The 14970-nt window shown below is 32.9% G+C and carries 11 protein-coding genes; 3 read left to right on the forward strand and 8 right to left on the reverse strand.

Annotation, left to right across the window (positions count from 1 at the left end):
* Nucleotides 1–2: 2 nt before the first annotated feature.
* Nucleotides 3–1661, forward strand: a complete 1659-nt coding sequence (locus LX95_RS04115; protein ID WP_111540390.1) for a C45 family autoproteolytic acyltransferase/hydolase — start codon at nt 3–5, stop codon at nt 1659–1661.
* The gene (locus tag LX95_RS04120) at nt 1661–2929 is read left to right on the forward strand and encodes a phenylacetate--CoA ligase family protein (RefSeq protein ID WP_111540172.1); all 1269 of its coding nucleotides are present in this window, start codon (nt 1661–1663) and stop codon (nt 2927–2929) included. The genes LX95_RS04115 and LX95_RS04120 overlap by 1 nt, the downstream gene beginning before the upstream one ends.
* Here LX95_RS04120 and LX95_RS04125 read toward each other — a convergent pair.
* The 6 genes from LX95_RS04125 to tsaD are packed head-to-tail and all read right to left on the reverse strand — an operon-like array spanning nt 2926 to nt 8142.
* The gene (locus LX95_RS04125; protein ID WP_111540173.1) at nt 2926–4107 is read right to left on the reverse strand and encodes a class I SAM-dependent methyltransferase; all 1182 of its coding nucleotides are present in this window, start codon (nt 4105–4107) and stop codon (nt 2926–2928) included. The two genes, LX95_RS04120 and LX95_RS04125, sit on opposite strands and share 4 nt — an antisense overlap.
* Nucleotides 4108–4111: 4 nt before the next feature.
* Nucleotides 4112–5200: an AI-2E family transporter gene (locus LX95_RS04130; protein WP_111540174.1), complete on the reverse strand. Its 1089-nt coding sequence runs from the start codon at nt 5198–5200 to the stop codon at nt 4112–4114.
* Nucleotides 5201–5219: 19 nt separating this feature from the next.
* Nucleotides 5220–5738 (reverse strand): TrmH family RNA methyltransferase, encoded by a 519-nt coding sequence (locus tag LX95_RS04135; protein WP_111540391.1) that lies wholly within the window; start codon nt 5736–5738, stop codon nt 5220–5222.
* Nucleotide 5739: 1 nt separating this feature from the next.
* Complete coding sequence (locus LX95_RS04140; RefSeq protein ID WP_111540175.1) at nt 5740–6378, reverse strand: DUF4159 domain-containing protein; 639 nt, start codon at nt 6376–6378, stop codon at nt 5740–5742.
* Nucleotides 6379–6413: 35 nt separating this feature from the next.
* Nucleotides 6414–7118 carry a 16S rRNA (uracil(1498)-N(3))-methyltransferase gene (locus LX95_RS04145; RefSeq protein WP_111540176.1) on the reverse strand — a complete coding sequence of 235 codons (705 nt, stop codon included), beginning with the start codon at nt 7116–7118 and terminating at the stop codon, nt 6414–6416.
* Between the two features lies 1 nt (nt 7119).
* Entirely contained in the window at nt 7120–8142 is a 1023-nt protein-coding gene (gene tsaD / locus LX95_RS04150) for a tRNA (adenosine(37)-N6)-threonylcarbamoyltransferase complex transferase subunit TsaD (protein ID WP_111540177.1), read from the reverse strand.
* A 198-nt stretch (nt 8143–8340) separates the two neighbouring features.
* Here tsaD and LX95_RS04155 point away from each other — a divergent pair, with 198 nt between their 5' ends.
* Nucleotides 8341–12732, forward strand: coding sequence for a translocation/assembly module TamB domain-containing protein (locus LX95_RS04155; protein WP_245924721.1), 4392 nt, complete (start codon nt 8341–8343; stop codon nt 12730–12732).
* On the opposite strand, the gene LX95_RS04160 is transcribed toward LX95_RS04155, so the two are convergent.
* Together LX95_RS04160 and LX95_RS04165 are read right to left on the reverse strand one after the other, a co-directional pair.
* Nucleotides 12729–14453 carry a sodium:solute symporter family protein gene (locus LX95_RS04160; RefSeq protein ID WP_111540179.1) on the reverse strand — a complete coding sequence of 575 codons (1725 nt, stop codon included), beginning with the start codon at nt 14451–14453 and terminating at the stop codon, nt 12729–12731. The genes LX95_RS04155 and LX95_RS04160 overlap by 4 nt on opposite strands.
* Before the next feature lie 127 nt (nt 14454–14580).
* Entirely contained in the window at nt 14581–14961 is a 381-nt protein-coding gene (locus tag LX95_RS04165) for a Rid family detoxifying hydrolase (protein ID WP_111540180.1), read from the reverse strand.
* Nucleotides 14962–14970: the final 9 nt, after the last annotated feature.

Genomic DNA, 14970 nt, shown 5'->3' on the forward strand with positions numbered 1-14970 from the left:
AAATGGGAAGGTGGTCTTTTCTTATTATTATTCTAAGTTTTTTCGCTTCATGCGGAATTAACAGGTCTTTAAATGATAGACCACAGAATACAGGTATTTCTCACATAGATACACTCCGTATTCAAAAAGGGCAAGATCATTACACTTTAGGCAACAATTCTTTACGAAAAAATAAAGAAGGACTTTGGGAGTTGTATGTAGAAGGAGACGCTTTAGAACGTGGTGTTGCTATTGGGAGTTTAACCAAAGAGTTGTTGCAAAAACAAGAAGAAGTGTTTATGACTAAAGTGGAAGATTTAGTCGATTCTCCTTCTTATTTAAAATTTCTAAGCAAAGTAGTCGGTTTTTATAACCGCAAGCTATACAAACACGTAAAAGAAGAATATAAAGAAGAAATTTACGGACTTTCAAGATTCAGTTCTTCTAAATACGAGTCTTTTGCAGATCCTTATATTTTATCCTTATACTTACACGGCGCACACGATATTGGTCATGCGTTAAAAGATTTAATGTTAGTAGGTTGTACCTCCTTTGCTACTTGGGGAGAAAACACACTCGATGGAGAATTACTTATTGGAAGAAATTTCGATTTTTATGCTGGTGATGAGTTTGCCGAAGAAAAAATTATAGCCTTTGTGAACCCAAGTGAGGGAGAAAAATTTATGATCTACACGTGGCCAGGATTTGTGGGCGCTGTAAGCGGAATGAATGCAAGCGGAATTACCGTTACCATTAATGCAGGAAAATCTAAAATTCCGTTGTTGGCGAAGACACCAATTGCTTTGCTTACGCGAGAAATCTTACAATATGCAACGACCACACAAGAAGCCATTGATATCGCTAAAAGTAGAGAGGTTTTTGTATCTGAATCTATTATGGTTGGGAGCGCTAAAGAACAGAAAGCTATTTTAATAGAAGTTTCTCCTAAGAATTTTGGAGTATATGAAGTTGAAAATTCTTCTCGTTTAGTGTGTTCTAATCATTTTCAAAGTGAAGTTTATGCCAACGATAAGCGAAACCAACAAGCGATAGAGAATAGCCATACACAACCTAGATATGAGCGGATGACACAATTAGTTCAGCAAGAAGAAAAAATTAATCCGCGTAAAGCGATAAAAATTTTAAGAAATAGAAAAGGAGTAGACGAAACCCTTCTCGGAAACGGAAACGAATTAGCTATCAATCAACTTTTGGCTCATCATGGTATTGTTTTTCAGCCTCAAAAAAGCTTGGTTTGGGTATCTTCTCATCCATATCAAATGGGTGCTTTCGTGGCTTATGATCTAGATAACGCTTTCGCGGAATTTGAGCAAGGCGATTTTTCTTTAAAAGGAATTGATAGTTTGAAAGTAGCATCAGATCCTTTTTTAGAGACTGAAGATTATCAGAATTATGAAAAATATCGGGTAGAAGAGCGTCAGTTGGAAGTTTCTATTTCAGAAGAAAATTTTATAAAATCTGAAATCGAATTAATGCATTTTATTACGTTAAACCCTAATTACTGGAAAGCACATTATTTAGTAGGGAACTATTTTTATATTCAGAAAAAATATGCCTTAGCTTTGCCGTATTTTGAAAAGGCATTAAGTTTAGAAATACCTACGACTTCTAATCAAAAAGAACTTAAAAAATTAATTAAAAAAAGTAAGCGTAAACTTTAATGATCACATCGCAAAAAATAAAAAATAATAATTGGGATTTACTCACTCAACAGATTGAATATACGATAAATAAATCGCCTTATTATAAGCGATTGTTTAAACGTAAAAATATAGATATTACTTCTTTTGAATATAAGGATTTTTTGAAATTTCCGCTAACTCAAAAAAAAGATTTAGCACAGTATAATGATGATTTTATTGCTGTAGAAAAGCACGAGATTATTGAGTATGTCACCACATCGGGAACCTTAGGTAACCCAGTAACTTTTGCTCTAAATGAAGAAGATTTACAGCGATTAGCATTAAATGAACAAAAGTCATTTAACCTGGCTGGCGTTACTAAAAATGATATAGTACAACTTACCACTACCTTAGATAAACGTTTTATTGCAGGATTAGCTTATTTTTTAGGTTTACGTAAAATTGGAGCCGGATTAATTAGAGTAGGAGCTGGTGCTCCAGCTTTACAATGGGATTCAATACAACGCTTTAAGCCTACGTATTTAGTAGCTGTGCCTTCCTTTCTTGTTAAATTAGTTCTATACGCACAAGAGAATCAGATAGACTTTAAAAACTCCTCTATTAAAGGTGTGATATGTATTGGAGAAGCCTTAAGAGATGAAAATCATGAATTGAACAGCTTAGGAAAAAAAATAAATTCGCTTTGGGATGTAGAGTTATTTTCTACGTATGCAAGTACAGAAATGTGTACCGCTTTTACCGAGTGTCCTCAACATCAAGGTTTGCACATTCCCGAAGATCTTATCTATACTGAAATCTTAAATGAAGAGGGAAAAGAAGTTGAAATTGGAGAAGTAGGAGAGTTGGTGGTTACTACATTGGGCGTAAAAACAATGCCTTTACTAAGATATGCCACAGGAGATTTGGTAAAGAAATTAGGACAAACTTGTAGTTGTGAACAAGCCAGACAGCTTATATCTTCAGTCTTAGGCAGAAAACAACAACTCATTAAATATAAGGGTACAAGTGTTTATCCGCAGCAAATTATCAATGTTTTAGCAACTTTAGAAAATTTGCCCGAATATCAAATACAAGTCGCTCTTAATGAGATGGAAACAGATGAACTTACGGTTGTCATTCCGTTGGAAGTAAGCGAGAATTTAGAACAATCTATTAAAGAAATTTTAAAAGGAACTTTACGGGTAACTCCCCTTATAAAACGTTTAGCCTTAACGGAATTAAAATCAAGAATTTTCCCAGAGGGCAGTAGAAAACCTGTCCGGTTTTTAGATCTTAGAAAGCATTAAACTTTCTGAGTATGAATTACTATTTTTTCTCCGCTTTGTTGCGTGGTAAAAAAAAGATAATCATTTCCGCCATCTTTAATTTTGAATTTTTTTCTAATATTTTCTACTGAAATCGGGAAGTTTCGAGTGGTAATATTTGCTTTTTGTTGTTTCCAAGTTTTCATGTCTTGCTTGGAAAAGATAGAGGTTTCTATAACTTTAAAACGTCTTCCAGGAAATGTAATAAGATTCTCTGAAGTATAAAGATGACTGTGTTGTGCTATTTTTTTTAGATTGAGTTTTTCTGCTATAAGCTTAAAAAAACCTGCTTTTAAAATAGCAGAATTAGGTTCGTAGATATAATTAACAGGATTGGCATATTCCGCTTTAGCTAAAGTTTCTTCTTCTAAAAAAGCTGTAAAATCTTGTTCTTCTGCTTTTGTGAAATTTTTAGAGATCACCTTAGTTTTTCCGTCGTATGCTTTATCAATAAGCCATAGAAGCTCTTTTACCTCATTATTTACAGCAACGATATGAATTTCTTTTATAAAAGAAAGTTCTTTTAACCCCAATTGAATATCGAGTAATGGAGCGGTTTTGATGAGTGTAAAATGTGATTTATCTAAAAGAAGGTTAAGGTGTGAAAGTACATCGGGTTCACAATCTTGCAAACGAAAAACTTTCCCGCCACGATCGTCTCTTCTTGCAGGGTCTACAAAAATCCAATCGTAATGAGTAGAGGAGTTTTTAAGGTATTCTAGACTATTCCCTGTTTCAAAATCTATATTCTCCTTACTCGAAAGTTGTTTAAAATTATGCTCAGCGATTTGTGATAATTCTTTATTGAGCTCAACGTGAGTAACGTTAGTAACTTCTTTAGCAAAGTAAAAACAATCAATTCCAAACCCGCCAGTTAAATCTATTAGTTGATCACCATTAACAAGCGAAGCTTTGTATTTTGCCGTAATCTCTGAAGAGGTCTGTTCTAAATTTAAACTTGGAGGAAAATAAATTTTCTGAGTTTCATACCAAGTGGGAATTTTACTTTTAGCTTTTTTACGAGCTTCAATTTGTTGGGCAATTTCTGCAGAAGTAATTCCGGTAAACGGACTTCCTTTTAAAATAAGTTGTGCAATATTGGTATTTTCGTTTTCACGGATATAATCCTGCACATTTAAATCTAATAAAGTAAAATTCATAACCTTACATATCTTTAGTAAGATTCTTTACAATCTTATATTCGCTAAAAGCTTCTTTAGCAATTACTTTTAAAGCAGTGTAGACAGGAATGGCGACAATCATACCAATTACGTTAAATAAAAGTCCCGCAATAAGAATGACTAAGAATATTTCTAACGGATGAGATTTTACACTCTTCCCAAATATTAAGGGTTGATTAATAAAGTTATCTATAAGTTGAGCTACGCCATAACCAGCCATAACATACATTAATTTAGGAAGAATTATAGTAGAAAAATCGGCTCCTAAATTACTAGAAATCACAAACAACATCATAAGAACTCCTGCAACTAAAGGACCTAAGTATGGAACTATATTTAAAAAAGCGCAAATAAATGCAATAGCAATAGGGTTATCTACTTCATAAATCATGAGCAAAGCAGAGTAGAGGACGAAAAGCACAAATATTTGTAAGGTAAGTCCTACAAAGTATCTAGATAATAAAGCTTTTATTTTTTCAAAAACTCTTTTAAATCGGTCTTCGTCACCACGATTAGAAAAAACCAAAATGCTGTTTAGCATTAATTTACTATCCTTTAAAAGAAAAAAAGAGATAAAGACAATAGAAAAAACACCAATTAACGCAGTTCCTAATCCGCCAAAAATAAGATTCATAAAATTCGGTATCACCTCTAAATCAAAATTACGGACAAAACTGGTTTGTCTTAAACCCTGAATAATATCAATTTGTTCAACTCCCAAGTATTCTCTTACCTGAATATTGAGCTCATTTAGATCTGTTTTAAAAGCGTCAAAGTCAATCTGACCTAGATTTTCACTTTGCTGAACTATAATCGGAACAAAAAGTGCTATGATTCCTATAAAAATAGCCGTGACCATCAGTAAAACAATAATTACAGCAAGTTTAATAGGGATTTTAAGTCGTTTTTTTAAAAACCAAACGATTGGTCTTCCTATTAAAGAGATTACCGCCGCAATAGCAATATAAACAATAACTGATTGTATTTTGTATACGAACAAGCAGAATAAAAGTATAGCTACGATTATTCCTAATGCTCTTAAAATACCAAGCGTAATTGTTTTTGCTTTCATAAGTTAAAGATATTATTTATTAACGATTGGCTACAATTTTTTTAGTAATCTCATATAGGCTTATTCCTGTAGCTTGTGCTACATTCATACTACTATTATTACCATACATAGTTATATGTGTTACAGCAGCACTTTTTTCTAGTAATTCTTTTTGAACGCCCGTACGTTCTTCTCCTACAATTAAAATAAGCTTTTTAAAACTTTCAATTTTCAAATTTTCTATAGGAATACTGTCTTCAGTAATTTCTAAACTTATAAATTGAGAATGCTCCACATCTATCACTTCTAAAAGCTTTTCTATATTTTCATAAAAATCTATGGCTACGCTTTTTTCTGTAGATCTAGCAGTTCTTTTTAAACGATTGCTATTAAGGTCTACTATAGAATCTAACACCATGATCTTTTCTATATGAAAAGCATCTGCTAACCTTAATAAACTTCCAAGATTAGCAGGACTCGATATACGATCTGCAATAAGAATAATGGGAAATTTTTCTTTATTAAACTCCACTTCGTCGTGATTAAGTTGTCTAGACATATTAATATTCAAAAGCGTATTGAACAATGTTAGCTCCCATTTTTAAAGCTTTTAAACGAACGCTTTCGGGATCATTATGAATTTCAGGGTTTTCCCAACCATCTCCTAAATCACTTTCAACGGTGAATAATAGCATAAGTCGGTTATTTTCAAAAAGTCCTAAAGCTTGGGGGCGTTCTCCGTCGTGTTCATGAATTTTAGGCAAACCATCAGGAAAGCTGTAAGCGATAGAAAATATAGGATGATTAGAAGGAATTTCTTGTAATTCCTTATCGGGAAAAATTTTGATTAATTCTTTTCTCAGGTATTGATTCATCCCATAATTATCATCAATATGTAAGAAACCTCCACTAAGCAGATAATTTCTTAGGTTTTGAGCTTCTTCATTATTAAAATGAACATTCCCGTGCCCAGTCATATGAACAAAAGGATAGTTGAAAATTTCAGGAGAAGAAGGAGTTACTTCAACAATTTTGGTGTTTATTTTGGTCTCAATATTACTATTGCAAAACTTTACTAGATTAGGTAATGCTGTGGGATTTCCATACCAATCACCACCACCATTATATTTTAATACCGCGACCTCTTGCGCTTGAATACTTCCGATAAGTAAAAAAAATATGATAGATAGATAACGCATAAGGTGCTTTAAAATTTAAAGATAGAAATTATTTTTTACTCGTGCATTAAGGCAAAAGTATGCGTTCCTACAATAGCAGCAGTTTCGGTTCTTAATCGTGTATTTCCTAAACTTACAGGTTTAAAATGATGTTCTTTTGCCGATTCAATTTCAGCAGTAGAAAAATCACCTTCAGGACCTATCAATAAAGTATAACTTTGCTGAAGCGGAATTGATTTAGAAAGCAATTGCTTATCGGTTTCTTCGCAATGAGCTATAAAACAGTTTTCATCTTCATTCTTCTTCAAAAACTCTGAAAAAGGAATCAGCTGGTTTAATTTGGGTAATCTATAATGAAGTGATTGCTTCATCGCACTTTGTAAAACTCGCTCATAGCGTTCGAGCTTTATTTTTTTTCTCTCACTGTGATCACATAAAAGCGGAGTGATTTCATCGATACCAATTTCAGTAGCTTTTTCTAAGAACCACTCAAATCTATCATTCATTTTGGTAGGAGCAACTACCAAATGTAAACGGTAAGGCTTCGGGGTATCTGTTTGTTGATCGGTAATTTTTGCTAAACACTGGCTGGGATTTGCCTGAACAATTTCAGCAATAAAAAGATAACCTTTACCGTTTGTAACGTGTAATACATCACCTTCCTTTTTTCGTAAAACTTTGGCTATATGTCTACTCTCATCTTTGGTGAAAACGATAGATGTATCTTCGGGGTTAATATGTTCTTGATAAAATAGTTGCATACTAAATACTGTATCTTGCTTTTGCACTTATGGAAGAATCGGTAAAATCTTTTTGTAAGAACTTATAGTGTCCTACAATAGCTATCATAGCCGCATTATCTGTAGTATATTCAAATTTTGGGATGTGTGTAATCCAATTTCTTTTTTGCTCTTGTTCTTTTAACATGGTTCTTATTCCTTTGTTAGCAGAAACACCCCCACCAATGGCAATTTCTTTAATTCCGGTTTCTTTGACAGCTTTTTTAAGCTTATCTAATAATATTTGAACTACGGTATATTGAAAAGAAGCACAAATATCTTTAAGATTTTCTTCAATAAAATGAGGATTATTTTTCTCCTCGCGCTGTAAAAAGTACAAGACCGCAGTTTTTAATCCGCTAAAGCTAAAATTAAGTCCGTCTACTTTTGGTTTTGTAAATGGGAACGCTTTCTCATTTCCTTCTTGAGCATATTTATCGATCAAAGGTCCGCCTGGATAAGGAAGTCCTAACATTTTCCCACATTTATCATAAGCTTCTCCAACGGCATCATCTAAAGTTTCACCAATAACTTTCATTTTAAAATAATCATCTACCTGAACAATTTGGGTATGACCGCCACTAATAGTTACTCCTAAAAAAGGAAAATTAGGTTTACGTTCACTCGCATCATCAATAAAATGAGCTAGAATATGGGCTTGCATATGATTTACTTCAATAAGAGGAATCTGTAAAGCCATCGCTAAAGATTTAGCAAAAGAAGTGCCTACCAATAAGGAACCCATTAATCCAGGACCTCGAGTAAACGCTATGGCAGATAGTTGTTCTTTGGTAACTCCAGCCTCTTTTAAAGCCTGATCTATTACAGGAACAATGTTTTGTTGATGTGCTCTAGAAGCTAATTCTGGTACTACACCACCATATTTTTTATGCACTTCTTGAGTCGCTACAATGTTGCTAAGAATTTTCCCGTTGTGCAATACAGCAGATGCGGTATCATCACAAGAAGACTCAATGCCAAGAATATAGATATTTTGTGTGTTCATTATGAAATATTAGGCACAAAAATTGTTAATATTGTTGCTAAAGCTGCTTATTTTTGTAATCGTATACTTACGAAGTTAACAGCTTAATTAAAACAAACAAAATTAGGATTATTCTTTTTTATATCAACCAATTCAATAAGAAACTCCATTAAAAAATTTCTCAAAATATTAGGAAGGGTTATAGTAGCTATTTTACTATTGTTTTTACTATTGGTATTGGTGTTTTCAATTCCTAGTGTACAAACTTCAGTAGCCAATAAACTAACCGATTTTCTTTATGAGAAATATGATGCTAAAATTGATGTAGAAAGTTTAAGTGTTTCCTACGACGGGAGAGTGGTTTTGGAAGAGGTTTTTATTGAAGATCACCACCAAGACACCTTGATAACTGCAAAAGAAATAAGCACCTCGCTATTAAATATTTCAGGACTAATAACAGGTTATGATTTAGATTTTGGAAACGCAGAGATCAATGAGCTACAACTAAATTTAAAACGTTATAAAGGCGAAGAAAGTGATAACCTTACTATTTTCGGTGAAAAGTTTGATTCGGGTCAACCCAAAACGCAAGACTTTTCTTTAACTATTGACGATATAAATATCCTTAACGGAAATTTTACCTACGTAGACGAAAATAATAAATACCCCAATCTAGTTTCAATAAGTAATCTAAATATCAATGCCTCTAATCTTTTAGTGGATAATAGCGATGTTTTTGTAGACGTAAACAGTTTAAACGGATTAGAAGGTAGAGGAATTCCTATAGAAAATTTAAAAACTAAATTCTCTTATACTTCACAATTTATGAGTTTAAAAGATCTTCAGCTAAAAACTGAAGAGTCATCACTCTCTGGAAGTATAAAATTTAACTACGAAAGCCCTGAAGCCTTTAGTGATTTTGAAAATAAAGTGAATCTAGAAGCACAGTTTAAACCTTCTTCTATTAATACAAAAGATTTAAAGGTCTTTTATGAAGAGTTTGGAGAAAACGAAAATTTTGAATTTGAAGGAAATCTTTCTGGCACTTTTAACGATTTAAATTTAGAAAACTGGAAAATGCGCGGAATGGATAGAAGCGTAATTAACGGTAATCTTAATTTAAAAAATATGCTGGCAGAAAATTCCAGTGATTTTAAAGTGAGTGGTAATTTTAATCAATTATCTACAAATTATTATGACCTCGTAAATCTATTACCCAATGTATTAGGAAGAAATTTACCTAAAGAACTTATCGAAATTGGTAATATTAACCTTAACGGATATTTAGAAGCGACACCTACCACGGTTTCTACCAAATCTACAGTAACCAGCCAATTGGGTAATGCAAATCTAGACCTTCAATTAGGTGCTTTAAATGATACCAATTTTGCTACTTATAAGGGAAACATTGTTTTTAAAGACTTCAATTTAGGCCGATTGGTAGGGAATAATCAATTAGGAAAAACTACTTTTAATTTAAGAGTAGATGGAACAGGTTTTACACAAAATACTTTAAACACAAAATTAAACGGAACCATTGAAAAACTTCGCTTTAACGGATATACTTATCGAAATTTAAAAGTGTTGGGTATTCTAAGAAACCCTTATTTTAATGGAAAGCTAATTAGCAAGGATCCCAATTTAAAATTTGAGTTTGATGGCTTGGTAGATGTTTCTGAAAAGGAAAATATATTCGATTTTAATGCTCACGTAGAATATGCTAATTTGTATAACCTCAATTTTGTAGAGCGAGACTCACTTTCTATATTCAAGGGAGATGTTCTTATGAATATGAGAGGTACGACTCTCGATAATGCTAAGGGAGAAATTGTGTTAACTGGAGCTTCTTATCAAAATCAAAAAGCAACTTACAATTTTGAGCAATTTACTATTACTTCAAGTTTTGAAAACGAAGTAAGAGAAATTACTGTAAGTTCTCCCGACATCATTAGTGGAGAAGTGAAAGGTAAGTTTAACCTAAGGGAGGTTCCAGCTTTATTTCAAAATTCTATAGGAAGTTTATATGCCAATTATCAACCTATAGAAATAGAATCCAATCAATATTTAGATTTTAATTTTGATATTTATAATAAGATCGTAGAAGTTGTATTGCCTGACATTAAACTCTCGCCCAATACATTTATCCGCGGCAGCGTAGAATCTGAAGAAGATGATTTTAAACTTACATTTAACGCTCCGCAAATGGAAGTTTTCGCCAATAAATTACAAGATATTAATTTACAAATCGATAATTCTAATCCGCTTTTTAATGCCTATTTAGAAGTAGATAGCATTTCAACATCGTTTTATAATGCATCAAAATTTAATCTGATTAATGTAACATTACGAGATACATTATTTATAAGAACAGAGTTTCAAGGCGGAGATAAAAACAATGATGATTTTAACCTAAGTTTATACCATACGATTAATGAAGACAATCAATCTGTTGTAGGTTTTAGAAAATCAAACTTTAAGTTTAAAGAAGCTAAATGGTATATAAATAAAGAAAATTTAAAAAGTCAAAAGTTAATTTTTAATAATGAACTGACTACCTTTAATTTAGATACGCTGCTAATTTCTCATGAAGATGAGTTAATTAAGCTAAGCGGTAAATTAACAGACTCTACTTATAAAAATTTTCATGCAGATTTTAACGATGTAGATTTAAAGAAAATCACTCCGTATATTGATAGTTTAGACCTTGGCGGAATTGTAAACGGAGAGCTTAATTTTCTTCAAAAAGAAGGAGTTTACTATCCCAGTAGTTCATTGGAAATTAAAAACGTATCGATCAACGAGATTGATTACGGGAATTTAGACCTTTCTATTGAAGGAAATAAGTCACTTACTTCTTATCAAATAGATGCTATTTTAAAAGATGAAGAATATGAATTTCTTAAAGCAAAAGGGGGTATAAATGTAAGCTCAGAGAACTCTAATATAGATTTAACGGTAGATCTTAATAAATTTAAATTAGAAGCTTTTAGTGCGTTGGGAGCAGATGTCATATCTAATATAAGGGGAGAAGCATCTGGGCGGGCAAGCATAACTGGCGATTATAGTAATCCAGATATTTCAGGAAGATTAACTTTAGATCAAGCCGGAGTAAAATTTCCTTATTTAAATGTCGATTTAGATTTTGAAGATCAGGCAATCGTAGATTTATCTAAGCAACAATTTCTATTTAATAAAATTGATATTACCGATACAAAATTTAAAACTAAAGGAGTCCTTAACGGAACAATTTCCCACCAAAATTTCTCTAAATGGGAACTCGATTTGGATATTGATGCGCCAGAAAGACTAGTAGTTTTAGATACAGAAGCTACTGAAGACGCTTTGTATTACGGTACAGCTTTCATTAGTGGGAATGCTTCTATTAAAGGTCCTACAGAAGAATTAAAAATAGATGTTACTGCAACTACAGAGAGTGGTACGGTATTTAAAATTCCGTTAAGTGATACCGAAACCATTGGAGATAACTCCTTTATATACTTCTTAACGCGAGAAGAAAAAATAGCAAGAGAACAAGGTAAGGAAGTAGAAACTAAACCTGTAAAGGGGCTAGAGTTAGTTTTTGATCTAGATGTTACCAACGATGCCGAAGTGGAGATTGTAGTCGATCAAAATAGTGGAAGTACGCTAAGAGGTCGTGGAGCTGGAACTTTATTAATAGAAATAAACACCAATGGTAAATTTAATATGTGGGGAGATTTTGTAGCTTATGAAGGAGTCTACAATTTTAAATATGGAGGTTTAGTGCAAAAAGAGTTTCAAGTGGTATCAGGAGGAAACATAACTTGGGATGGTAGCCCTACACGAGCTAATCTTAATGTAAGAGCTTTGTATGAAACTTCTGCAAACCCTGCGATTTTACTAGAAAACCCTACCATTAATAGAAATATACCAATTGAAGTTTATATTAACCTTAACGGAGAATTAACTTCAACCGATTTGACTTTCGATATAGAGTATCCTAACTTAAGTTCTGTGGTAAAATCAGAATTAGAATATAGAATTAGTGATAGACAAAATACCGAATTGCAAGCTCTTTCATTAATTACACAAGGTAGTTTTTACAGTCAGACTTCTCGTGGGCAAAACGCTCCAGGAAATTTATTACTAGAAAGAGCTTCAGGATTATTTGATGATATTTTTAGTGATGAAGATGGTAAATTTAAGGTAGGGGTAAACTATGTTCAGGGAGATAGAACTCCAGATCAAGATGTGGCTGACCGTTTTGGGGTAACCTTGAGCACTCAAATAAGCAAACGTATTTTGCTTAACGGAAGAGTAGGGGTTCCAGTAGGTGGAGTAACCGAATCTGTAGTTGTAGGAAATGTAGAAATAGACCTTTTATTAAATGAAGATGGTAGTCTTAGAGCAAAATTATTTAATAGAGAAAACAACATTCAGTATATAGGAGAACAATTAGGCTATACTCAAGGTGTAGGACTATCTTACTCAGTAGATTTTGACACGTTTAGAGAGCTAATCAATAAAATATTAAACAAAGAAATTGAAAAAGTAGAACAAGTGCCAGAAGAAGTAGAAGAAAACCCTAAATCTTTAGCGCCAGATTATATTCAATTTCCAGGAGTTAATTAAACAATTTTACTCCAGTTTTTAATTAAGTATAAAAAGCTTATGGCAGTAATGCTAAATGAAATTATAGCCTCCACATAATCTCCATAGATTAAAAAACCAGTACCAAAAAGACAGGTATATATTCCTAAAGTACCTAAAAGAAAAGCCCCAACTTTATAGTTTATATGTTTAAATTTTCCGTCACTAAATACTAATTTTTCAAATTTCTCTAAAGTTTTCTGATCACTTGGCTGCGTTAAAAGCGTTACACTTACCCAAGAAATAGTAGTAATGATTACCCCAATGACTAATTGCCAATGAGAAGCAAGTTCAAACCAAGGAGTTTCAAGCTTACTATTAACAAAGAAAATTACGGCTACTAAAAAAGAAGCTACCATTGCAGCAATTTCACTATACGGATTGATTTTATACCAAAACCAACGGAGAATAAATAATAACCCCGTACCTGCACCAATTTGCAATAAAAGATTAAAAGCATCCCTAGCTTCTTCTAAAATTAAAGAAAGTAGACCTGCTAAAACCATCATAATAATGGTAGAAAGTCTACCAACTCTTACTTTAGATTTCTCTGAAGCCTGTTTATGAACAAAACGAGCATAAAAGTCATTCACTACATAACTACTTCCCCAATTGAGGTGTGTTGAAATGGTGCTCATAAAAGCTGCAATTAATGAGGTAATCACAATTCCTAATAACCCTGAAGGTAGAAAAACTAACATAGCAGAATAGGATAAATCATCTTTTACAAATGACGCATCTAAATTAGGAAAAGCCGTTTGTAAACTTTGTAAGTCGGGATAAATAATAAGAGAAGCTAATCCAATAATAATCCAAGGCCAAGGACGTAAAGCATAGTGAGCAATATTGAAAAATAAGGTGGCAAGCACTGCATTTTTTTCATCTTTTGCCGCAAGCATACGCTGGGCAATGTATCCACCACCTCCAGGCTCTGCGCCAGGATACCAGACACTCCACCATTGTACTGAAAGTGGAATTATCAATAAAGGAATGATGATTTCTGGTTGAGAAAAATCTGGAAAGAATGGAGTTTTGCTTTCTACTAAATCGTGACTCAATAAATTTTCTAATCCTCCAATTTGAGGCAAATTAATTATGTAGTAACTGGCCCATATACTTCCTACCATGGCAATGATAAACTGTATGAAATCTGTAATAAGAACACCTCTTAATCCGCCAAGGAGCGAATAAAAAACAGTTACTAAAGATGCGATAACAAGAGTTTGAATTTCAGAAAAGCCAAATAATACGTGTCCTATTTTTATCGCTGCTAGACACACGGTAGCCATAATAACTATATTGAAAAAAACTCCTAAATAAAGAGCTCTAAAACCTCGTAATAAGGCTGCGCTTTTTCCGCTGTAGCGGATTTCATAAAATTCTAAATCGGTAGTAATGTTACTTCTACGCCAAAGTTTAGCATAAAAGAAAACGGTAAGCATTCCTGTTAACAAAAAAGACCACCAAATCCAATTTCCGTAAACTCCATCTTTACGTACGATTCCTGCAACAAGACCTGGAGTATCGGCGGCAAATGTTGTAGCCACCATAGAAACTCCTAATAACCACCACGGCATATTTCTTCCGCTAAGAAAAAAACTATCTACATTTTTACTACTTTTTCGATAAACGAGAACGCCAACAAGAAGACTGATGATAAAAAATGAAATAATAAGTACCCAGTCTAAAGTAGATAATGCCATAGGTTGTGTTTTGAGAAATAAAAGTACTTAAATTATTTTACTCGATAATCGATATTTAAATGCTTGGAGATAGTACTTAGAATTAGGTATGATAATTAAAATGCCTCATAATTTTCTTTGAGATATCTTATTTTACTGCAATAGCACTAATTTCTACATTTACAAATTTAGGAAGATTAGCAACCTCTACAGTTTCCCTTGCAGGGGCTGTTTCTTCGTTAAAATAGGTAGCGTAAACTTTATTAATTTGCTGAAAGTTATTCATATCACTAATAAAGATTGAGGTTTTAATTACATTCTCAAAATTCATATCTGCAGCTTCTAAAACAGCTTTTAAATTTTGCATCACGAGGTTAGTTTCTTTTTCGAGATCATCGATAACCAACTCATTAGTTTGTGGATCTATTGCAATTTGACCACTCGTATATAACGTATTTCCTGATAACACAGCCTGATTGTAAGGACCAATGGGAGCAGGAGCTTGGACAGTTTTTATAATTTTTTTCATCTTATTGTT

It is taken from the genome of Mesonia algae (assembly GCF_003253545.1).
Lineage (GTDB): Bacteria > Bacteroidota > Bacteroidia > Flavobacteriales > Flavobacteriaceae > Mesonia > Mesonia algae.